Source organism: Paenibacillus glycanilyticus, from assembly GCF_030161375.1.
In the GTDB taxonomy this organism is placed as follows: Bacteria; Bacillota; Bacilli; order Paenibacillales; family Paenibacillaceae; genus Pristimantibacillus; species Pristimantibacillus glycanilyticus_B.
On sequence record NZ_BSSQ01000001.1, the window covers coordinates 176,532 to 199,899 of the forward strand.

General features: G+C 54.9%; 16 protein-coding genes. 2 read left to right on the forward strand and 14 right to left on the reverse strand.

Annotation, left to right across the window (positions count from 1 at the left end):
* Nucleotides 1-2 precede the first annotated feature (2 nt).
* From QQK89_RS00620 to QQK89_RS00665, 10 genes are all read right to left on the reverse strand, one after another.
* A complete protein-coding gene (locus tag QQK89_RS00620) occupies nt 3-902 on the reverse strand; it encodes an ABC transporter permease (protein WP_284236458.1) in 900 nt (299 codons plus the stop codon).
* 72 nt (nt 903-974) lie between these two features.
* Nucleotides 975-2,723 (reverse strand): extracellular solute-binding protein, encoded by a 1,749-nt coding sequence (locus tag QQK89_RS00625; protein WP_284236460.1) that lies wholly within the window; start codon nt 2,721-2,723, stop codon nt 975-977.
* A 105-nt stretch (nt 2,724-2,828) separates the two neighbouring features.
* Complete coding sequence (locus QQK89_RS00630; RefSeq protein ID WP_284236461.1) at nt 2,829-4,505, reverse strand: response regulator; 1,677 nt, start codon at nt 4,503-4,505, stop codon at nt 2,829-2,831.
* A gap of 4 nt (nt 4,506-4,509) precedes the next feature.
* Nucleotides 4,510-6,312, reverse strand: coding sequence for a sensor histidine kinase (locus QQK89_RS00635; RefSeq protein WP_284236462.1), 1,803 nt, complete (start codon nt 6,310-6,312; stop codon nt 4,510-4,512).
* A gap of 49 nt (nt 6,313-6,361) precedes the next feature.
* Nucleotides 6,362-8,749 (reverse strand): alpha-L-rhamnosidase C-terminal domain-containing protein, encoded by a 2,388-nt coding sequence (locus tag QQK89_RS00640; protein WP_284236463.1) that lies wholly within the window; start codon nt 8,747-8,749, stop codon nt 6,362-6,364.
* A gap of 153 nt (nt 8,750-8,902) precedes the next feature.
* Nucleotides 8,903-11,158, reverse strand: coding sequence for a hypothetical protein (locus QQK89_RS00645; RefSeq protein WP_284236464.1), 2,256 nt, complete (start codon nt 11,156-11,158; stop codon nt 8,903-8,905).
* A gap of 186 nt (nt 11,159-11,344) precedes the next feature.
* Nucleotides 11,345-13,822: a glycoside hydrolase family 2 TIM barrel-domain containing protein gene (locus QQK89_RS00650; RefSeq protein WP_284236465.1), complete on the reverse strand. Its 2,478-nt coding sequence runs from the start codon at nt 13,820-13,822 to the stop codon at nt 11,345-11,347.
* Nucleotides 13,823-13,876: 54 nt separating this feature from the next.
* Nucleotides 13,877-15,034, reverse strand: a complete 1,158-nt coding sequence (locus QQK89_RS00655) for a right-handed parallel beta-helix repeat-containing protein (protein ID WP_284236466.1) — start codon at nt 15,032-15,034, stop codon at nt 13,877-13,879.
* A 67-nt stretch (nt 15,035-15,101) separates the two neighbouring features.
* Nucleotides 15,102-16,292 (reverse strand): glycoside hydrolase family 88 protein, encoded by a 1,191-nt coding sequence (locus QQK89_RS00660; protein WP_284236468.1) that lies wholly within the window; start codon nt 16,290-16,292, stop codon nt 15,102-15,104.
* Nucleotides 16,293-16,534: 242 nt separating this feature from the next.
* Nucleotides 16,535-18,145: a hypothetical protein gene (locus QQK89_RS00665; protein WP_284236469.1), complete on the reverse strand. Its 1,611-nt coding sequence runs from the start codon at nt 18,143-18,145 to the stop codon at nt 16,535-16,537.
* Between the two features lie 167 nt (nt 18,146-18,312).
* Here QQK89_RS00665 and QQK89_RS00670 point away from each other — a divergent pair, with 167 nt between their 5' ends.
* On the forward strand, nt 18,313-19,206 hold the full coding sequence (locus QQK89_RS00670; protein WP_284236470.1) for a helix-turn-helix domain-containing protein: 894 nt from the start codon (nt 18,313-18,315) through the stop codon (nt 19,204-19,206).
* Nucleotides 19,207-19,294: 88 nt separating this feature from the next.
* On the opposite strand, the gene QQK89_RS00675 is transcribed toward QQK89_RS00670, so the two are convergent.
* Together QQK89_RS00675 and QQK89_RS00680 are read right to left on the reverse strand one after the other, a co-directional pair.
* Nucleotides 19,295-19,717 carry a GNAT family N-acetyltransferase gene (locus QQK89_RS00675; RefSeq protein WP_284236471.1) on the reverse strand — a complete coding sequence of 141 codons (423 nt, stop codon included), beginning with the start codon at nt 19,715-19,717 and terminating at the stop codon, nt 19,295-19,297.
* Between the two features lie 62 nt (nt 19,718-19,779).
* Nucleotides 19,780-20,559, reverse strand: coding sequence for a hypothetical protein (locus QQK89_RS00680; RefSeq protein WP_284236472.1), 780 nt, complete (start codon nt 20,557-20,559; stop codon nt 19,780-19,782).
* 254 nt (nt 20,560-20,813) lie between these two features.
* Between QQK89_RS00680 and QQK89_RS00685 the strand changes: the two genes are divergently transcribed.
* Nucleotides 20,814-22,163, forward strand: coding sequence for an FAD-binding oxidoreductase (locus QQK89_RS00685; RefSeq protein ID WP_284236473.1), 1,350 nt, complete (start codon nt 20,814-20,816; stop codon nt 22,161-22,163).
* Nucleotides 22,164-22,185: 22 nt separating this feature from the next.
* Here QQK89_RS00685 and QQK89_RS00690 read toward each other — a convergent pair whose 3' ends face one another.
* Nucleotides 22,186-22,668 (reverse strand): hypothetical protein, encoded by a 483-nt coding sequence (locus tag QQK89_RS00690; protein WP_284236474.1) that lies wholly within the window; start codon nt 22,666-22,668, stop codon nt 22,186-22,188.
* A gap of 81 nt (nt 22,669-22,749) precedes the next feature.
* A complete protein-coding gene (locus tag QQK89_RS00695) occupies nt 22,750-23,325 on the reverse strand; it encodes a GNAT family N-acetyltransferase (protein WP_284236475.1) in 576 nt (191 codons plus the stop codon).
* Nucleotides 23,326-23,368 lie beyond the last annotated feature (43 nt).

A 23,368-nucleotide genomic window follows, 5' to 3' on the forward strand; every position in this document is an offset into this window, starting at 1 on the left:
GATCAGAAAATGCGATAATTGGCGAAACGATAAGCTAAGAAGTAGGACAACGAGATGAGGACAAGCGAGATCACTGACTTAAATAGTCCGACGGCGGTCGCCACTCCATATTGAGCGCTGGCCAGGCCGATCCGGTAAACGTAAGTATCGAGAATGTCGCCCGTCGAATAGACGGATGGATTATAGAGGTTGAACACTTGGTCGAAGCCGGCGTTCAGCACGTTTCCGAGCGCGAGCGTCGTAAGCAATATCGTAATGGGAATGATCGCTGGAATCGTCACGTGAAGCGTTTGTTTCCAGCGGTTCGCCCCGTCCAGAACGGCTGCTTCGTACAATGACGGATTTACGGCAGTGATGGCAGCCAAATAGACAACCGTTCCGAAGCCAAACTCCTTCAATACGTCGGTTATCGCCAGCACGTAAGGAAACCACTTATCATTGCCGAGGAAGAACACTTTATCGAAGCCGAGCCATCCTAGTACCTGATTGACGATCCCGGAAGTTGGAGACAGCACGTCAATCAAGATGCCGGCCATAATGACCCAAGACATAAAGTGCGGCATATAGATAATCGTTTGGACGCTGCGCTTATAGAACTTCTTCCTGATCTCATTCAGTAGAAGCGCGGTGACAAGCGGCGCGAAGAGTCCACCGATAATTTTCATAAAAGCGATAAATACCGTATTCCGCAGTACTCCCCTAGTCTCGGACAAGTTATAGATATATCGGAAATGATCCAATCCGACCCACTCGGAGCGAAAAATCCCTTTTACCGGGATAAAGTTCTCAAAGGCGATAACGATACCGACCATCGGGCCGTAGCTGAATAACAGCACGACGATAATTCCCGGCACCAGCATAAGGTGCAGCGGCAATTCCAATCTCCAATTTCTGCGGCTCAATAGATTTCCCTCCTGCCTGGTTACAAAGAAGGGATAGCGGCTAGCGGCTAGCCCCTATCCCCTTGTTGCGTATTATTGAACCATGCCGCTTGCGTTAACTTCGTCGAGAATACTCTGGCCGCCTGATGCAAGCCAATTCGCTGCCCACTCATCGAAGTAGTCGAGCGGCTTGGAACCCATAATAATCGATGTCATCATCTTGACTTCTTCGTCGCGAAGCGAAGGGCCTTTCGCGATCATCGTTGGAGTCGGATTGCCCACATACGTCGACGTGAACACTTGCTTGTTGTCTACGTACTGGCCGAGGAGGCTGAATACGCCGCCTTCCGCCCACAATTTGTTCGCAGCCCACATTGTTGCGTCGCCGGCCTCGAATTTAGCTACTTGATCGTAGTAGTTCTTCTGTTCGTCATTTAGCGCCGACGTATCGCCGGATTTCTTCGCTGCTTGAACCGCGGCAGCCGCCCTCGGATTGTTGCCCGGCAAGCCTCCGTTGATCGGCGCAAGTCCAAATTCGCCGTAGTCTTTGCCATCCACGGTAACCGTATGGTAATTCTTATCGAAGTGTCCGTAAATTTTCTCGATATACGTATTGAGCAGCAAGAACGGAGCCTCCGGATGTTTGGACTTCTTGCTTACGACAAAGTAATGCGAAGGCAATCCGCCCATGCTTTGCGAGAGCGCCGGCTGATCGTCGGACGATACCAGCGGATAAATGCCCCAATCCGCGCCCGGAACGTCCTTGTACATATTGTTGATCGGCCATGTCGGCACCCAGAACGCGCCGAACGTCATTCCGACTTTGCCGGACGTAACGAGTTCCGCGGACTTATTGCCGTCGATAACGCTAAATTCCGGATAGATCGCACCTTGCTTGAACAAGTCCGCCAGCTTGCCGAGAGCGGTCTTCACTTCCGGTTGAACGTCAGCCCATTGCGCCTTGCCGTCCGCACCTTTGATGAAGTTGAGGCTCGTGCCCGTTCCCTTGGTTGGGTTGAACGGATACGCGTGGTAACCGTTGAAGAAACCGTCAAGTCCGGACCAGCCGTTGAACAAGTTGTTGTCGAGGCTTAATCCGTACGTATCGTTCTTGCCGTTCTTGTCCGGATCGTTCTTCGTGAATGCCATGGCGATATTGATGACATCGTCCATCGTCTTCGGCGGCTGAAGCCCCAGATTGTTAAGCCAGTCTTTGCGAATATAGATAAGCTGAGTATCGGCGGCTTCTCCGCCGTCTGCCGGAATCCCCATGATTTTGCCGTCTATCGTTGCCGCTTTGAGGCGCAAGCTGTTACTTCCTTCGAACGAACTCTTCGTCAGATCGGAAGCGTACTTCGCGTACACATCGGTCAGATCCGCGATCGTGCCGGCTTGTACGAGAATCTGGAACTGCTGAGCGTCGACATTCATGAAGTCGGGCATATCGCCCGAAGCCATCGTTACGGCGATCTTGTTCTGATATTGCTCCGCATTTACTTTCCAAGTGTTCTTCACCTTAATGCCGAGATCGCTTTCGAACGTTTTGGTCCAAATATTCTCGTCATACGTATCGCCAGGCGCAAGCTCGGCTGCCTGATTGAGAGAGCGTACCGTCGTTACCTCGATCGGAGGATCGTATTTGCCTTCCGGGCCGTTAGGAACGGAATTGGTCGAAGCCGCAGGGCTTCCTTCCGTGCTTGTTGTTGCGCTTGGCGAGTTGCTGGCATTCGTAGACGCGTTGCCGTTGTCGCTGTTGGTGCAAGCCGTTACAGTTGTCATCAGAAGCAGCAATGAGAGCATTGCCGAGCCTTTCACTTTCGCTTTCGCTTTCTTCAACTCCATCTGTATGCCCCCTATATCCTGGGATAAATGTGGTACGCTTTCAGTATGAGGCAGATCCGGCACGGCGAATATAATAAACCGTTTACCTTCCTTATCCTTTCATATCTACTTAAGCGAATCGCGGTATTCCTGAGGCGTCAACGATGTTGTTTTTTTGAAAAAGCGGGTGAAATAGGACGCCGAATCGTACCCGATCCGCATGCCGATCTCATGAATCTTAAGGTGGCTCTCGCCGAGCAGCCGCTTCGCTATTTCGATTCTCCTCCCCGTGATATAGTCGCTGATCGTATGGCCCGTCTTCTGCTTATACAATCTGGAGAGGTAAAAAGGCGTCAGATAGACATGCTCGGCCAGGCGGTTCAGCGACAGATCCCCGTCGATTTGCTCCTCCACGTATTGATGAAGCTGCTCAACGACTTCGCTCGTTTCCTGCTCATTGCCGCCTTCCATCCGCTCGAACAGCAATTCCGCCAACTCGCGGAAAAAGCCGGTAGCTTCCCTCCACGAACGATGCTCCTGAATAGAAAGCAGCTTGCCCGGGATCGATTGACCGCCGAAAGCCCCGAGCTCCCCGAACCGATTCAAATGCGGGATGAAGATCGCAGACAGCTCGTAGAACACCTCGAGCGGCAAGCCTGCCGCTAGCGTCGCCGGCTCGCCGACGGCTTCCGTAATCTCGTCGAACAGCTGCTCGAATTTGGCCCGTTCCTTCTGCATCAAGTATTGGTCGAGCATCCGGATGCGCTTGACCTTGCTTCGCGCCTTCTCGTCTACGCTTTCCTTCGCCCGGTCATCCGACAGCAGCATCTGGCTGCCGAGTCCAAGTCCGCGGCCGAACAGCTGCGACAGCCGTTCGTATTTGGATGAGAGCATGTCCCACTCGAACGGCTCGCTGGAGACGACGAACGAGCACGCGAGCTTCAAATAGCGGCTGCAAGCGTCTTGCACCGATTCGAGCATCCCAAGCAAGTAAGCGTGCAGGCCGGCCTCCGGATTGGCTTCCGCGTCTGCGCCTTCGTGCAGCGGGAGATTGCCTTCAATTGCCTGGCGATATCCCGACTCCGGCTTCGGCTGCAGCAGCCAGATCAGCCGCTCGTGATTGCCTCTGAAGTACGTCAAGTCGAATTCCAATGCTACGAATTCTTCGAAGATGTTGTTGATCGAATAAGCGAACAACAACTTATCGCCTATCGCCCTATCCTCGCGCCAGCGGTCGATCCGGGCGACGGCCATGACGACCGGCAAGTCCGGATCAAGCGGCACTTCAAACTGCGCGAACCGCTCTCTCCGCGCGGCTGACGACGAAGCTTCCCCTTCCAGCAGCCCCGTCAAATACTCCTTGCGCAGCGCCGGCAGCGCAAGCTTCAGGGAAGAGCGAGCGCTTTCGATCAGGCCTTCGTAGGTCACTTCCTCGGCAATGACGCGAATCGCCTTCTCGACCGAGGAGACAATCGAATCGTCTCCTTCCGTCTTCAGTACGTAATCAATCGCTCCTCCCCGAATAGACGACTGGATATAGCCAAACTCGTTATAACCTGTCAGGAAAATCGACTTGCAGCGCGGCCAAAGGCGCAGCACCTCCTTCTGCAGCTCGATGCCGTTCATCTCCGGCATCTCGATATCCGTCAGCAGAATGTCGATGCGCAGTTTCCGCGCGACCGTCAGCGCTTCCGGTCCGTCAAACGCTTGATAGACCTCCAATGGATAGTCGGACTGCGAGAATAACTCGCTTAAGCCTTCCACGATAATCGGCTCATCGTCTACGATCAACAGACGGTACATGGCTTCAAACTCCTTTCGCGTCTACAGTATCTTCAAGTTCCGTAGGCTTGCCCGAGGACTGGGGCATCGGCAGCCTCAGAGTCGCTTTCAAGCCGCCCATTTCGCTGCGATCGACGGATACGCCATACTCGGCGCCGAACCGGATCTGCAGCCGGCGGTGAACGTTCAGCATGCCGGTATATTCCATATCCGCCCGCTGCTTCTCTAAATTCGCTTCGAGCTGCTGAAGGTCGTCGTTCGTCAGCCGCTCGCCGTTATCCTCGACCGAAATGAGCAATTGCCCCTCCAACTCAATCATCTTCACGGCGATTCTGCCATCCCTGCGCTTAGTCTCGAGCCCGTACTGGTACGCGTTCTCGATGAACGGCTGCAGGATAAGCCTCGGCACCCGCATATCGCCGTAGCCTTCAGGCAGTTCGCTGAAATCGACGGTAATGCGGCTCTTGGCGAAGCGGATGCTCTGAATTTCTACATACGAACGGGAATGCTTAATCTCCGCGTCGAGCGGCACGTCATCGGATCCGTTGCGGGTTATGTATTGGAAATACTCTCCAAGATGCTGGCTGAACCGGATTACGCTGTCATTGTCGTGCATCTTCGCCAAGCGGTATAAGATAAAGTAGGTATTATAGAGAAAGTGCGGATTGATCTGCGATTGCAGCTGCTTCAGCTCCGACGTCTGGGCGCGCAGCTTCTGTTCGTACACTTCCTGAATCAGCACCTTCAAATTGTTCGTCATCATGTTGAATCGTTGAAACAAGTAATGGAACTCATCGCGGGACTTCGGCATCGGGATCGGATCCATCATCCCCGCCTCTACTTTGCGAAATCCGGTGATCATCCGATGCAGCGGCTTGCGGATGAGCTGATACAGCCAGTAAGAGTATGCCACTATAAAAACAAGCGAGACGAACGACAGCAGCCATAGCAACAGCCGGTATTTGTAGATCGGACCGAGCATTTCGGCCGACGGCACGTAGGCAATCAAGTAGTAGCCGAACGCGGCCGAGCGCTTATATGCGACTAAATAGGAACTATTCCCCGCTGAAATTTGCTTATAGCCTTCATCTGCGCTGTCCTTGGGACGGCTCTTCAAGTAGTCCGAAAGCTCTTTCGTAAGTCCTTCGTCCGCTTGGTTGCCGAGGCTCCAGCCGTTCTCCGGATTAACCAGCATCGCTCCCGCGTTCTTGTAGTCCGTGAAGTTCTGCAGCGACTGCTTCATCGTCTCCTGGTTGATCTCGATCGAAAGCGCGAACGTTTCCTTCATGTTCGGCAGATCGGAGCCGGGATAGGCGACCGCCATGAATAGCCGGTCTTTCCAGTAATAATTGCCGACGCCCCGGAGTTTGGCTACGGAAGCAACCGCCTCATAATCGGGATTAATCGTGTCGCTGATCGTTTCGTTGCTCGATATCGTGCGCTTCAGCGTCAGAATATGAGCGCTTACGTTTTTGATGTAAAGGCTCGAGTATTTGATCTGCTGCAGCTTGTCCTGGATGCGCTGAACCGTCTCCGTCCATGTTCCGATCGACATCGTATTGCTAATAAATGCGGCGTGTTGGATGTCTTTGTCCATCGCATATTGCTGCAGCAGCCCGCTCAGCTGCTCATTGCCAGCCTCAAGCGAGCTTAGATAGAAATCGACCCGCGATTGGAGCGATTTCGACAGCTCCTCGCGGACGCTCTTCTCGCCCAGCTGATTCATCCAAAGACCAATTCCGTAGATCGGAGCGACGACAAGCAGGAAGGCTATGATCAGCTTCGGCAATATCGTCATTCTCCGCTGTGTTTTACGAAAAATCTTCATTTCGAGCCGCCCCTTGCTTATAAAATTCAACTTGCTATCTCAGCAACGATTAATCGAGCTTGCAGCTAGCCTCAAGCTTGCCGCCTTCGTCCGATTCGCGGCTTTCCCCGTTCGGCAGCATGATCAGCGTTGGTACGCCGGCCGGTGAATGGACCGATAACCGGAACATGCGGTCCTCGCTAAGAGTCCAGCTTACATCGACGGTCCCTTTAGGCGTAGCGACTCTGCCCGATGCCCAGGTCAAGCCGCTTAGCCGTGGTGCGATCCGGATGCGTGCGAAGCCCGGCTCAGCCGGCTGGACGCCAAGCGTCTCCGCCGTATATTCGTAGAGCGGAAGCGCTCCCCAGCCGTGGCAATCGCTGCGCTGCGTGACCGGGTCCTCGACCCAAGCCGTAAGATGCAAGCCAATCTGATCCTTCCACGGCTTCCATAGCTCCAACGTGCGGTCGTACAAACCCGCGATTGACAACGCGCGGAAGTAGAAAAAGCTCATCGAGAACGAGGCCCGCGGCAGCTCCCGGTCGGACAGCGTACGCTCCATGAGCTTAGCCGCCGCCTGCCCGGTCGCAGCGCCGCCAAGCACCGCCCATATTTGCGCGTGCTGGCTGAACTCGCGGACATCCGGTCCGTCGCGGTACAAGCCGCGCTCCTCGTCGAAGCAACGGCTGCGGACGGCTGCGCGGATTTCATCTGCTCTGTCAGCGTATTCCTTCGCCGTATCCCGTCTGCCGGTCGCCTCATTCAGCTCGGCGGCACAGGTCAAAGCGGCGGCGTACATCAGATTGTACACCGTCATCGGGCCCTGCCACTTGGCCGGCGGAGAGCCGGCTTTAGTACGCCACTCCTCTACCCAGTCAACAAAGGACCAATAAGCTTCGGGAATGATGCCAACCAGTCCGTTCTCTACCCGGCGACCGAACCAATCAAGCACGGCGTCTATCGTCGGGCGGTAGCGCTTCACGAGCGACAGGTCGCCAAAATAGCTATAATGGTCGTGCACCATCAGCACCCAGAGCAGCGAGAAGCCGGGAATGACCTGCGGATCGACCGACGGGTAGCGGCTTTGCAGCATGCCGCTCGGAAGCAGCGAGCTATGGTAATCATGGATCGTCTTGCGCGGCAGCCGGTCGTCCGCGCTAATCTGATACGTGAACAACGCCTGCGAGCGGGCGTCCATAATGTACTGCATCTGCTCGTAGAACGGCGTATCCTCGTAGGTATCGTGCATGCAGCGCCGCAGCGTGTTCAAGCTGATCTGCCACATGCGCGGCCAGTCGGGATCGGAGCTCTCTGCCTTAGCGACGGCTTCAAGCGGATAGCCTACCTCCCGCCAGATGAGTCCGGCGATCGTGAGCGGCTCGTTGCCCGTAGCGTACGAGAGCCGAATGAATCTGCCGGCGCGTACCGCCAGAGGCTCGTAGATCTCAGGCTGCTCCTCTATGCCGATGCCGGCCGCGATATACGTATCCTCGTTGCCGAGGAGCTCCTTGCCGGACGGATCATCGCGCACGGTACGCCGCGAACTTCCCGGGGCCGCCTGCGCGGAGACATATTCGTAAGCTTCGGAATAGAGCAGCTTGATGGTGGTCGTAGCTCCTCCGATCAACCGAAGCTCAGGATAACCCGCCGTCATCTCGCCGATGTCGAGCTCCAGCCAGCCTTCGGCGTGCGCCGGTATCGCAAGCGGGAACAGTCCATCCGCCGGGGAAGCAGCACAATCCAGGCCGCGGTGGGTACGCATCAAGCGTGCGGGAGAGCGCTCCGTCTCGCGAAGAGGCGGAATTGTGCGAGGAGTAAGGTGCCTTCTGTTCAACTGTCCCCAGAGCAGATCATGCGGCTCCTGTTGTTGACCGGGATGCGGCCAGGAGTTGTCGTCGAATCCCGGAAGCCGCCATCCGTGCGGCAAGAGGCAAGCGTCCACCGTCTCCATTCCGCCGACGAACAGCGTCAGCTTTTCCTCGCCGATCGATACCGCTTCGTCTCGTTTTATTTTCCACCGGCTATCCGTGTGCAAGGTTTCAAGCTCGGATCCATGCTCGCCTGTTACTGCGCCTTCAAGCAGGAATCCCCCGCGATCGGAACGCCAGACGGATGCCGGGCCGTTCTCCCCGTTGTTGCCGGACGAGACGACCGGGTAATGAACAACGAACGCGGTCAGCGCATTTACGCCGGGAATGAGATAAGAAGTCAGATCCAGCTTCTCGTAATAATGGCTCCATCCGTCTCCTTTGGCGGGGCCGCTAGATACCCAAACCCCGTTCAAATACAGCCGATAACGGCTGTCCGCCGTCACATCTATCGTCAGCCGTGCTTTGCCCAAATCCGAATCGGCTATGCGGAACGTTCTGCGCAAATACGCGCGCTCTTGCTTCGTGCCGGACGCCTCGTCCTTATCCAGCCATATCCACTTGGCAAGCCATTCGCGATTCTCTTCCATCTCCTGTCGCCCCTCTCAAAAGTCCAGCATTTGTGATTTCATACAGATCGTACCACACCATTATAAAGCGCTTTCAAATAGATTACGACCTATATATTGCTTGGAATCCAAGTATCACGAAGGGGCTGCCCGCTTGGTCAGCCCCTGCCATTTCTATTGTCGTACAAACATAAATCCGATGATCTCATTAAGCTCATCACGGCTTATGCTTACGGTCACGTTTCCGCTAGGATCGGAAGTCAAAACTTTCCTCGCTTCACTCTCTTCGATATGACGGAATTCAATAACAGCTGCGAAGTCTCCCTCTATAGTAAGAACACCAGGCGTGAACGGAATGCAAGCAAGCTCGGAGCATTGCCGGATGTCCTCATTGTCTTGAGCGATAAGCGCCCATTCCCCGGTGAAACGGATACCTGACAATTGCGGAAAAACCATCTCATCGCCTGAATGATGCCGTAATGCGAGGGCCGTTATCCTGTCGACGCCTTGATGGGATTCCACCCGTCCCCATGACCGGATGACCGGCTCGCGGCTCACATCTCCGAAATCGGCGTCAAGCCATAACGGAGACCAGCCGCTACCGGGCCTGCGCCACTTGCCAAGCGCAAGCCAGCGAAGCCGCTGTGATTCGGTCATTGCCTTACCCGTACGATCGGCAGCTCCAAGCGTCAAGCCATTGGTGCCAACAACGGCCGTGTTGAGTAAAATCTGCTTCAGCGTTTCCCAGTAATAGCCTGTCGACGTATTGATCAGCATGCCGTGGCGCGCCGCGAGTGCCGACCACATGCAGCGCTGATTATGCCCAAGCGCCTCATACTCCGCACTGTCTCCGGCGTCGCCTAGATCATCGATATTGATCACGTCGAAGTGGTCGTGCAGCAGCGGATGCAACCCATAATAGATGATTGCGATATCCGGCTTTGCTTCCTTTGCGGCGTCCGTAATGATCTTGAGCAGTTCCGAGCAAAGCCTTTCTCCCCGGAGTTCCGGACAACGCGGCACGCTTACGTCCGGCCCGGGCAAGCCGTAACCGAAATCCAACTTCAGAGCTGCCGGATTCAACCGGCTGACGATGCTCCTGGTACGTTCCGTTAGAAACGATCTGGTCCGCTCCGAGCTGGGATCCAGGCAGTAATGATAAGACTCTCCGTATATCGGATCGCCCGACCAGCGCCAGAGCCTGGGCTTCCCGTCCTTTCCGCACAACAGATCCCCATCGCTCAAGCCAAACGCCTCAGGCTGGTCAATCCATCCTATTGACTGCCATAAAGCTATTTCGAAGCCTTCTGCTCTCATATGCGCAATGTCCCTGTCAAACTCCGGAAACCGGTTATAGTCCGGAATTCCGCTGCTGTCGCAAGTTTCCCAATATTCGTCGAGCACGATCATATCGGCAGGGGCCAATCGCGAAACCCGCTCCGTAATGGTCCTCAAATCAAATTGCCCTTCCTTGAAATCGCCCCATGTACATACAAATGATTTCGCTTGATTGGGCGATTTAGAACCGCTTACCGGAAAGGTTTGATAGAGCCGGTCGTAGGCGTCAAATCCGTTTATTCCCCAGGCAAGTCTGAGCGGTTCGCTCCAGCTTCGATGCAGCAGATCAGGCGCTTCCCACAAATCCTCCCTGTATAAATACTGCAGACAGGCAGTAGCGGATTTCAGTTGCAACGATAGCGCCGCATCCGGAATCGTTCCGGGTCCAAGCGACAGCCATCCGTCACCTCCACCCATTGCCGCAGCATATAGCGGTCTCGGGTAAGCAGCCGCGTACAGCGTACCCATCGCATCGCCAAAGCTGCCGAGAGGCAGCAGCGAATCACCCATATCGAAAAACCGCCAAAAGCTGCGCGTCGGATTCGTGCCCGCGCACGGCAGGCAGTACCCTTCCGCCTTCCAGTTCGGCCAGAAGGGTTTGGCAAGCGATGGAGCGGCCCGAAGCTGCATGTCCGTCATTCGTTTCGTTCCGAAATAGAGCGCTACGATAGAGGTCGGCTGATACCACGAGACTTCCAGACTGGAAAATCGGATGCCCCAGGCTTCGGTGTCCACCTGTAGGGAGCCTCTTCCGAGCTCATCGAATTCAAGCGCGATTTCATAGCAGGAATCCGAAAGTACTGTCACATTCGAGATAATCGCATCCGTATAATAAAGCTGTCCTTTCTCGTCGGAGAGTTCAAAAGAAGGAAGCAAACTTCCTTGCCATACCATGCGGCCATCCCGTTCGAGTACAGCCCGGTCCTTTTCCGTATTCCAACAAAACAACATCTGTTGCGCAGCGATCTTTATGTCCGGCAATAGGTTCATCTTATCCTCCCGTTTCATCTCAACGCGTACGTGATGGATTTGCGATTGTCCTTCCTTCTTCCTTCTATATTGAACGGCGGCCCTGGCCATGGATATGGTCATTTAATGACTTATCTTGCATTTTCATATCTGATTTCCGGTCAAGTCTTGAGAGGCCGCGGAGCATGTATATTCTTCTAGACATCAATAATGGAGATAATCCGTTCCTTCATTAAGAAAGGCACCCAAAATGGGTGCCTTTCTTGACGATATTCGATTCGTAGAGGGAAATGTTCGGCCGGAGCAAGCCTATCCTTGCTTGGCACTAAACATCGTTAAGCTCGCTGAAGCTAGCCCTGGAGCCGAAACCTCAATGGCAATCGTTCCCGGTTCATGCCCCGCCCGCACTATGGCGGCGGCAATTCCGCGATAGGCACGGCAGCTCGAAGAACGGTAGTTCTCGCTGCTCGTCACGTCCGCCGAGTACACGCCAAGCAGGCTTCCGCTGCCTTGTACCGAGACGGATATCAAATGCGCAGCGTCAGGCACAAGGCGGCCATCCTTATCGACAACAACGATTCGCAGCTCAGCAAAGTCCCGTCCGTCCGCGGACAGCCGATCGCTGTCGCAGCTCAGTTCCAGCCGCGCCGCGACTCCAGCAGTAACCAGCATGTCCTCGCACACTCGCTGCCCTTCGTTCATACCGACAGCGGCGAGCGTTCCGGGAACATAGTCGACGTCCAGCTCGATCGCCCGGTAACTCTCCGCATCCTTCTCCACTACTCCGAGCGAACGCCCGTTCAGGAACAGCTCCGCCGCGTCGCAGTTGGTGAAGACATATACCGTCTTGCGCTCGCCTTCGTTCCAATTCCAGTGAAGCTGCGAATTCATGTAGGCGTAAGTTTCGCCGGCAGCGGGAACGGGTTGCTTGACAGCGAGGCCTATGAACGGCTCATCGCTCCAAATGCTACGGCGGTAGTAGTACTCGCCTCGCGGCGTGCCGACCGAATCGATGAGCCCGAACCCCCAGCCGCGGCGCCCTCCCGCAAGCGCGGAGATATCGAATGTGTTGCCTAGGGCGGAGTCCTCGCCAAGCACGTCGGCGCCTTCTCCCAAGTAATCGATGCCAACCCACAGGAACTGGCCGATGACGTAGCGATTCTGCATGATGCGCTTCCAGTGCTCCGGCTCGAACTCCGTCTCGGAGCCGAGCAGAGCCCGATCCGGACGCTCGGCGTGCAGGCGTTCGTAGTACGCGTCGCCTTCCCGGCTCGCGACGTAGTTATAACCCGGCACGTCCACCAGATCCATGATGCCTTCCCGCAAGGGCAGCAGGTGATTGCCTTCCGCGCATACGGTCACGGGCCGGCTGTCGTCCTCCTCCTTGCAGATGTCAACCAGCCTGCGCAAGAGCGGAATCCCTTCGTCGAAGTAGAGATCCGGAATTTCGTTGCCTACGCTCCACATGATGATGCTTGGGTGGTTGCGATCCCGCCGCAGCATCGCCCGAAGGTCGGTCTCGTGCCATTGGTCGAAGTAAAGATAATATCCATAGACGTTCTTGCCGTACGGCGAGTCCGAATAACCGCGGTCCCAGCCTAACCGCCATTCGTCGAACGCTTCGTCCATGACCATCATCCCTAGATAATCGCACGCATGATAAAATTCCGTCGGGAAAGGGTGATGTGACGTTCGGACCGCATTGCAGCCCGCTTCCTTCAGCATGGCCAGCCGGCTCGCCCATGTAGGCGTCTGAACCGCCCCGCCAAAAATCGCCGCGTCCTGGTGTAGGCAGACGCCTTTGATTTTCGTCTCGACCCCATTCAGCTCGAAGCCGTCCCCGGCGGTAAACGATAACGTGCGAATGCCAAGCGGGGTCAGCACATCGTCAGCCGGCTCATCCTCGACGAACAGGACGGAGCGGACCCGATACAGATTCGGCTGCTCCGGACTCCAAAGCGCGGGTTCCAGCACGCGAAGCTGCTGCTCGAATCGATGCTTGCCGAACTGCGGAACGATCGCTTCAGCCTCGGCTATAGCCACCTCGCGGTCTTCCGGATCAAGGATGGTTGTTCTCAATCGGCAGTTTTTGCTGATTTCGTTATTGTCCGCCATTCCATTCCCTTGCCACACAAAAGCGTTCCACTTCGTCTCGGGATAACGGCCCGCGGAGACACTCGTTGCTACCGAAATCGCGGCGCCTTCTGAGTCGACGGTCTCCGTTCTGGCAACTACGCCCCATATGTCAATATGCAAGGGGGACGTTACAATTAGCTGCACGCGGCGAAACAGTCCGTTGCCTTGATAGGATCTGCCAAATGGCTGAAGAGAAGCGTCCACCTTGACCGCAAGGATGTTCTCCTCCCCCTCGGGAAGAAGATGAGGCGTAAGATCATGCCAGAATGGCGTAAAGGCGTAGGGATGCGTCCCTAGACAGCGGCCGTTCACCCATACCTCGGCATTCATCGCGGCTCCGTCGAACATCAGGTAACGTTTGCCCCCGCCATGCTGCTGCGGAGAAGCGAACGACGTACGGTACCATAAAACGCCCGAGCGAACGTACCCGTTCGCCGGATAGGCGGCATCGAAATCCGATTCCGCGGAATCGTCGTGCGGAAGCTGTACGATCCGCCATGCCGAGTCGTCATATAAGGAAGCTTGCGCGCCGGGAGCATCTCCTGCATGGCAGCGCCAATTATCCATCAAAGAGATAATGCTGCGGTAATCGGTTCCGTTAAGCATCCTCTCCACGTACGAGAGGGTAGGTTCTATTCTTCTATGAGTCATGTTCGGCAAGGCTCCTTCGCGAGGTTTCTCTCGTAATCCGCTTCTATTCCCTGCTTACTCCTGCTTCGCCAGGAAGCGTTCTGCACCTTCCGCCAGCCAGATGTCCCCGGTCTGCCGGCCGGTTCCCGTATCACGGATAAGATTATTGTCCAGCTCATTGTCGACGGATCCAGCGTTTACGAAAAATCCGTACCCGTCATTATCCTCGATTACATTGCGGAGCCACTTGTTGCGGCTTGCCCCGTTGGACGGTTTCTCAGGACGGCAATAGACGCCGCTATTTCCGTTGCAGCGTATGACGTTGTCGGCGAACCGGTTGTCAGAGTCCTTATGTCCGATAGAGATGCCGGACACGGCGTTATGCTCCAGCACGTTGCGCTCGAACTCGCCGAATTGAACGCGCCAGCAGACGAACAGCCCCGCCGTGCCGTTGCCGCTGCACGTATTGTCCTTGACGCGAGAGGAGTGCGAGCCGGCGCCGGGATGCAGCCCCGATCCTTTGCAGCCGCGAACGTCGCAATGAAGCACCGAGATACTCTCGGTAATCTGCCAACTGATGCCATCACCGTTAAAGTCGCGCACAAGGACACGCTCAACCTTGCAATCGCGTGCCTTGTACAGATAAATCCCGCCCGCCCGGCAGCCGCCGATCGGTTCATTGGCAGCCTTGTTGCCATCAATCGTAAGATCACGTACGCGGACCTGCTGGGCGTCCACCACTTCGATAATAGAGCAGGCATTCGTTGCCATTCCGCCGTCGTCCGAGTGGTAATCGCGCTCCAGATGCCGGTCAAAGCGCAGCACATGCCCCTCCACCGCCGTAATGACCGCCGTGCTTTCGTCCCAGCCCCATTTTTGCGACTCGTCGAAAATTTGCAGGCCCATCCCGACGCGGAAGCCGCTTGGGTCCGCCACCTCTACGCGCAGCTCGCCGTAATCGGCGTCGACGATAAACGGACTCTTGAAGCTATCCGTCTTGCGTAGTACCGTCTCCGGTCCGGCGCCAGCTAGCGTGACCCGATCCGTCAACCGAATCGGCCCGTATACGTCATATACTCCCCGATCCAGCCGCACGATGCCGCCGCCATGCCGGGTCGCTTCATCTACCGCCGATTGTACGGCCATAGACGTGAAGCCCGGATAGTCGCTTTGCGGACCTCCCGCTGTCACTTCTATCGTGCCATTGCGCAGCATCGGATCTCTCAGCCCCATCTCTCTCATCCTCTCGTTATGAAAATCTCGTTATGAAATTATCAATGGCAGCTCCGCAGGCTCAAGATTACCAGAATAGCTCCTTGCGGCCCCGCAGCTTCGCGAGCGCTTCAACAAAGAAATAATCGCCATAGATCAGCGATTCGTCCACATACACGCCGCGCGAATAATAACCGGTCGCATGCCGCAGAAGGCCTTCATGCTCGTCGCCCCATTCCGCATAGCGGTCGCATAGCGACCGGACGATCCGCTCTGCCGATATCCGGCACCAAGCAGCGTCTTCGACTCCCGCTCCTTCGCTTGCTGTCAACAACTCGGTCAGCTCCAGCAGACCAGACGCCGCAATCGCCGCCGCGGATGAATCTCTCGGCATGAGCTCCCGGTCAGCTTCCGGCAGGAAGAAGTCCCAGTAAGGGACGGCGTCTTCCGGCAACCGCTCGATGAAGAAACGAGCGACCCGCAGCGCAGCTTCACGGTACCGCATCTCGCCCGTGTACCGATAGCAAAGCGCGAAGCCGTACAGCGCCCAGGAAGCTCCGCGCGCCCAAGCGGAATCCGCCGCGTAGCCTTGCCCGGCCAGCGACTCGATCGGCGTCCCTGTCTCCGGATCGTAACGGAAAATATGGCAGACCGATCCGTCTGGACGAACAAAATCGCGCAGGACGGAATCGGCGTGCCGGATCGCGATATGCTTGTACCGCGGATCCTTGATCTCGCGTCCGGCCCAATGCAGCAGCGGCAAATTCATTAGACAGTCAATGATCGCCCAGCCGGCATGATCCTCTTCGTCCCAATTCGGCCAGGCGCGAATGAACTCGCCTTGAGGATTATACCTTCCGGCAAGGAGGTTAGCCGCGATAAGCGCATGCCGCTTCGCGTCCGCATCTCCTCCGCGCCCCGACGCTTCGGCTAGACGATGCTGGGCAACGCTGCTCAAGCTGAACATGAAGCCAACGTCGTGATGCAGCAGATCGTAGGTCTGCAGCGTCTCCGCAAGCTGCCGTTCGCAAGCTTCGGCGACTCGTCGCAGCTCCTCATTGCCGTTCTCCCGGTACGCAAGCCACAGCAGACCCGGCCAAAAGCCGGCGACCCAGTCATGCTCCGGCCCCCTGACGTAATGTCCGTCTTTTGTCCCGTTCGGATAAGCAGCCCCGATCGTCCGGGCGTTACGGACAATTTTGGCTTCAGCCCGGCTCCAAGCCTCCTCCGCCCAGCCCAAATCCCATTCCAAGCCGGGGTTTACCTTCTGCTCCGTCATGCTTCCATCCCTCCAGCTGTTTCTATGCCGAATTCTTCTTTCCCTGACTGCGGTGATTATCCTAATTTCACATTTATTATAAAATTGCTGAACAGCCGAACCTATAGTAATGTTTATGGAATCGCTGTCTTTTCATATCCTTTTGAAGGAATCTGAAACAAACGCGGGCTTGCGCATTCATGGGAGAAACCTCCCGATGATCGCAAGCCCGCGTTATTTGTTTGCTCCTCTATGCTCCGGCTTTACAGCCACCAGCCATTGTCTTTCTCATCCAATGTTTCCCTCGTAACCGCGTTCCAAGCGAATACCGTCTCTTCTCCGTTCAGCAGCCAGCGGCTTGGACATGTCGTGTGCAGCCAATCGAGCGGTTCCGCCGCCGGCCGTTCCACTGCCGCCAGCTCGAACGCCCGGCGAAGCTCGGCCTCCTGCTCCTTCGTCAAGACGGATGGATCCGCCGAGACAAACAGCGGCGTGCCGCTGCCAGCCAGCAAGCGAAGCCACTCGCGATTCAGCTCCCATGGCACGTCTGCCGTGAGACCTACGCAATCCGCATCATGGCTGAAAAACGTTCCGTGCTGCGGCATTCGAAAAGCCAGCGTATTGACGCCCATATAGCGCGTCCTCTCCCACCACTTGCCGCTCGTATCGTCACCGGTCCGCTGTATCGAGAACAAGCCCGCTGCCAGATGGCCAAACGTATTGCAGCCGATCACGTCAGCCTCTCCGGCCGCTTCCGCAATTGTCTTGTACAGCTCCAATGTAATCTCCGCGGTTGTCCTCGATCGGTCCTGGAAAGGATGCGGCAACGCGTGCGGCCTGGAACGCATCGTGAATCCCCATTGGCCAAGCAAGTCGTACGTCGTAAAATCGTGCTTCAACAGTTCAAAGCCCCATCCGACCATCGAGCGGACCGCCTCACGAATCGATTCGAGCGCTCCGGGTACGGTCGGGTCGAGCACATGGCCTCCGCTCGACGAATAACGAATCCATTCTGCCGGCACTTCTTCCGCCGTCAGAAGCGGCCGGCACCATAGTCCGGGCTTGACGCCGATCCCCCTCATCTCATGTGCCAGCCGCTCCATATCCGGGAACTTGCCGTTACCCGTCCAAGGCCCGCCATTACAGGCCCCCCCGCCGCTTTTCGACTGCCAGCCGTCATCAATGACCATATAGGGGCGATTGCCGGCGTTCGAGGACAGCGAGGACATGAACCGGGAATCCTCAAGAATCTCCCGATGCGAGCTGTTGCCATAGGCGTAGTACCAGTTGTTTCCGCCGTAGACCGGCTGCTTCGGCATTCGGGGACGGTTGCATAGAAGCGAGCAGAACCTCCGCGCCGCGCGAATAGGCTGTTCTCCTTCCGCTCCCGGATCCGTGACGATCTCGGCGATTGGCAGAATGCGATTGCCGAGGCGAACGCCTTCGCTGCCACAGGAGACGTCGGCTGTCAACGTCAGACCATCGGAATCAAGCTGCCAGAAGCAGAACGCTCCCGCTCCCGTTTTCACCCCGCAGCCTGCTGTTCGGACGCCGTCATGGGCTAGGAAATACCAAGGCAAGACCCGCTCGGGCACTAGCCCGCGCCACTCCAAATCCCCATATGCCCGCTCCCAATGATCCCCCAGTACATGCCAATTCCCTTCGACTCGCTCATCCCACCGGAGCTTGACGGCTCTCGGCGTTGCCGCCGGAGCCTCCAAAGTTACCTTTATGATTCCACCTTCGTTCGTCAGACGAACCGTAACCCCTTCGGACTCCCATGTTCCGGGCTGAACCTGTGTCAGCTCCCGCCATCCGCCATCCAGACGAACAAACGCGGCGGAAGGGCTCTCCATTCTTTTAAACAACTTCACGGCTTCGGCCTCCTCCCAATATTGCGCAACTGCTAGCAATAGCGAATAATAGTAGCGTATCCCAAAAGTATAAACGGCTATGGTCATACTCGTTAGGGCGAAAAGGGTCCGATCGGGGAGGAACGTTAACCAACTGGGACATGATTCGCATCGAAGGAGGTATTGCAGTGGCAGATCGCCAATGGGAGCACTACGTGTCTTATCCAAACAGCAAATCGGAAGCGTATTTATATGGAGCCCACTCCGCCGCCGTCCCTGCGGGCTGGGCTTGCGGCAGGCACTTGCATCATCTTATGTTCGAGCTCAACCTCGTTCTGGAAGGGACACAATTGGCCGAGATTAGCGGCATCCCGTACCGCCAAGAAACAGGAGATCTCCTTCTTGTGCCTCCGATGCGACTTCACTCGTTCCGATCCGAAGCACCTCTCCGCTATTTCGTGTTTCATGTGCAGATCGACGACCCCGCCTTCCTGCAACGGTTGGCTGATTCCGGCCTGCTGCACGTCGATCGGGACCATCCGCTGAACGGCAAGCTGGTCGCTGCCGTGAAGGGCCTCCAAGAGCTCTTGGCGCAGGGAGCCTCCCGAATCCGGCTTTACCGATCGCTGTACGAGACGCTTGATCTGCTAGAGAGCGAGCTCAACCGCATCTTGCCGGTACCGGGCGCTTCGGAGGAGCATCTTTCCCTTCCCGCTCGAATCGCGAGAGAGATCGAAGCTTACGTCGCCGTTCAAGGAGACGAGGACCGGGAGAAAGAAGAGAATTGGATGGAATCTATCGCGCGCCGGCTTGGCTACAGCCGCAGGCATTGCTACCGGGCATTCATGGGCACGTTCCAAATGTCTCCGCGCGATTACTTGTTCGTGCTGCGTCAACAGGAAGCGATGCACCTTCTGCTGAGCGGTGGGGAAACTCTCGAGCGAATCGCCATTCGTATCGGTTACGATAACGTTCAGAGCTTCATCCGGCAGTTCTCCAAATGGACAGGGACGACACCCGGCCAATTCCGCAAACAGAAGCGGGATGAGCTTGTCTATTTGACGCGTTTGGAAGTCCGTTAACCTACCAAATGCGAAATATAAAAAAATTCACTGGATTATACATCATACAAAAAGATGACCCCTCAGGAGTCATCTTTTTTCATTTTCCCTATTCAAATACCTTAAACATCCCCGTCATTCCCGGAGAATGATCCTTAAAGCCGAACTGTTCGTAAAACGTATCGTTGCCATGGGAGGCGAAAAGCCCCACAAAAGCTAGTCCGTTCTCGTGCCGGCGCTTCTTAATATAGTCTAGCAAACGCTCTACTATAAGTTTTCCTAGTCCATGCTTTTGATGCTCGGTCAAAACGGCAACATCCTGGAGGTAGAAATACATCGCTCCATCGCCAACGATCCTCCCCATGCCAACAACCTCTCCGGCATGCTCTATAACTACGCCGTAAAGCGAGCCTGCAAGCGATTGCTCGGACATGCCTATATTGAGGTCTCCCCAACCAACTGCTTCCCATAAAGTCTTATGCTCAAGCACCGTGGGGAGACGGTCTATTAATTCATATTGAGTATGTGCCATGTTCATCTCCAATTCGTAGATCTATATGACACTGTACTGTATTATTAGCCGGAAAGAAACCATTAATCTACAATATGAACACTAGTGCCGTAACCGCTATCTCCAATTTGAACCTTCCAGTCATACTCCCCCTCCGGCAAGTCTGCCGGAACTTCCCCTTTGCCCTGCCATTCCCCCTCATACACGGCAATACTCTGCTCCCAAATAATCTTGTCTTCTTTGGCCAAGGTAACATTAACTTTGTCCGTTCGGGCACCGTGTCCAACAACGGTAAAGGTTGTGCCAGGCTTGAGTTCTGCAGGTAATTCATATGGCAATACGTTAGGGAGCCAGTCGGAATAACCTTCCGATACGAACGAAAACAGCTTATCCGATTCTACAAAATAGTCGCCTTTCACCGGATCAGATACCCAGATCTTGTTCTCGACCGGAGTACAAGAAGTTGTCGTGTTCCCTTGCTCGTCTTGCTTGCTCGTACAATGCCAAGCCGGCCGGATCGTTAGAATGTTGTGATCCCGGTACTCGATATGCAATGCCATGCTGCGCCCCATCATTGGCGAGGTTAATCCTTTTCCATCATTTGCTTTTGCATAGTCCAGCCATTGCAGCAATTCGGCAATTTTATCCTGATCCCTGGACCCGATGAGCGGATCACTTACATATTGAGAATGAATGGGCCATGACATGTACGCCCAACTAACATCGGCAGCAGATTGTTTGTATGTTGTATTCGTGCTCTCTGTACTCGCAGTCGCTTTCGCATTGTAAGGATGGCCTTGCAAGACAAGCAATAGCAAAGTTACCAACATAAAACTAGCAATCACTACTCTGCTCCATTTCATAAGAACCACTCTCCTTCCTATCGGGCGAGAACCCGAGGTTTTGTTAGATTACCATATTTCCCTTGTTGCATGCATGATTTCGCAGCACTAGTTGCCATGTCAATTTCCCGGGTAATTTATCGAATTAAAATTTAATGTGCTAACTTCAATGTTTGCCTATACCCTGCATAGAGCTCCTTCATAGGTTATAGCGTACCTGCCTAAATGGTTGGACTGTAGCTAAGCATGTCATTAACTCATAGGGAGATGGATTCGTGAAATCCACAACACGGCTGACGGGGCGAGTTGTCTTTAAAGGCGACCCTGGCTATAATGCGGCGCGCAAGAACTGGGATCCCCATACGGACCGGTTTCCGAAAGTTTTTGTATTTGCGCAAAAAACCAAAGACGTAGCGAATGCGATCAAATGGGCAAATGAAAATAAAGTGCCTATCCGCCCAAGAAGCGGCAGGCACGCTCTGGAGACGAACCTGTCGCAGGTTAACGGCGGGCTTGTCATCGATACAAGCGAGATGAAGAAAATTACGCTGAACAAAAAATGCAGGACCGCTGTTGTCGAAACCGGCAACCAGGTAGGCAGAATCGTTGATACGCTTGCCAAGCAAGGCTACATGGCGCCGTTTGGCGACAGCCCTTCGGTTGGCATCGGCGGGATTACGCCAGGCGGCGGCATTGGACCGCTTCAACGGACGACGGGCCTCATCAGCGACAATCTGCTCGCTCTCGAAATGGTCGATGCCAAAGGCAGGATCATTCGCGCTAGCAAGAAACGCAATTCCGATCTGCTTTGGGCGTCCCGCGGCGGAGGCGGCGGCAACTTTGGCGTCTATACCAGATATAAATTCAAAGTAAGGCGCGCACCGGTTAAGGCGACCGTATTCAGCGTCACTTGGCCATGGGAGCAATTCGAGAAGGTCGTCAAAGCTTGGCAGCGATGGGCGCCTTTCACCAGCACCAAGCTGGGCAGCGAATTATCCGTCGGTCCGAAAAAAGGCGGCAATGTCAGCATGCTTGGGGTCTACCTGGGCAGCAAAAAGAACGCCCTTAAATTCCTGGAGCCGATCTTGAGCGTTGGCACAACGACCAAAAGAGATATTCGCTGCCTCCCGTACCTGGAAGCAACCAAATTTCTGCTGGCGCCCGATCCCGTGCTAACGCAAAGGTTCAGCAACCAGTTCTCGAGCGGCTTTGGCAGAAAACCTTTCCCGGATAAAGCCTTTAAATATATGAGGGAGTTTCTGGAGAAATCCGAAGGCGGAACTCCGGCCGGCTTCTTCTTCCTCAACTGGGGCGGAGCTATAAGAAAAATCGCCCCTAGAGCTACCGCCTTCTATTGGCGCGATCCGCAATATTATGTGGAATGGAACAGTTCTTGGGTAAAGCCGTCCCATGCGGCCAGAAATATTGCCTTGGCCCGCAATACCAGGAAGAAGCTGCAGCCATTTATCGTTGGTTCCTATATCAACGTGCCCGACCAAGGCATCAAATGCTCCGGTCCGGTCTATTACGGCAAGAACTACGCAAGACTGCGCAAAGTAAAAGCGAAATACGATCCGGGGAATGTGTTCAACAACCCGCAAAGCATCCCTCCGGCTAAAAAATAAACAAACAGCGGCAGGACTAGAATTAGTCCGCCGCTGTTTTTGCGTGCTGCTTATGCTCTTCGGTAGTAAAGTAACCTTCGAGCTTTTTTAATTTATTGAACTTCCGGTCGTAGGAGCTGCGCGCAAGGAAATTATCGTATAGCTCCTTGGCTCGATCCGGTTGGTTTGCGTTCAAATAAGCCTGAATCACCTCGGATAGTCCCGGACTATAGAAAAACTTTAACGGCAGAGCAATTTCAAAGGATTGTTCGAAATAGTTCACGGCTACGTAATACTCTTTCATCTTGCAATATCTCATGCCGATCATTTTGAACAAAATGGACTTTTCTTTATCGTCCTTCATGAGATCGATGGACTTGATCATTGAAGCCAACGCTTTGTCTTTGCGGAAGACCGTATCCCAAGTTTGTGCTTTGGAGTAGGCTTGGGAAGCCGTGGTGACCTTTCTGAATCTGGTGATGATCAGGACAATTAGAGCAAAAATGATATATGTTTTTAAAATCATGGCATTTCCCCCCGAACTTGATTTATATCACGGGGATCAAGCCAATCCTAGAGGAAAATATGTCCAAGCACCAGCTATTCCTCAAAACTCCGCTCCGCGTACTTTAGAGAAAATCATCGTATCGCGCAGCGACCAGTCATTTGCGCGTTTATGATTCCGCAACACGCCTTCCAACGTATAACCGGACCGTTCGGCGACTTTCGCGCTCCTCTGGTTGCGGGCATCGCAATGAATCTCGATTCGATTCGCTTCCAGCGCTTGAACGGCAAAATTCGTAATCGCCTCTACCGCTTCGGCGATATACCCTTGGCCGGCATAAGAAGTTCTCGCCCAATAGCCGATTTCGAAGGAACGTGCCGTCCAGTCCATCCTGTGCAGTCCGCTGCTGCCAACAAGCTTACCCGTTTCTTTATGGATGAGCAGCATTCTGAGATCCGTCCGCTGCAGATACTCGAGACGGGACTTCCTAATGCTAACCTCGGATTCTTCTACGGTCGGAATCCCGTTGGCCCAAGGCATCCACGGACGCAGCTCCTCCAAGCTTTCAACCACTGCTTCATTAACGGCTGCTCCATCCCCGTATAAGGGAGCTCGAATAATCAGACGAGAACTTTCGAAGCTCTCGGGAACGGTTAATAGAATCGGATATTGGCTCATGTCCTCTCTCCTTTTTCATGATCATTTTGTTAGCATTATAGCC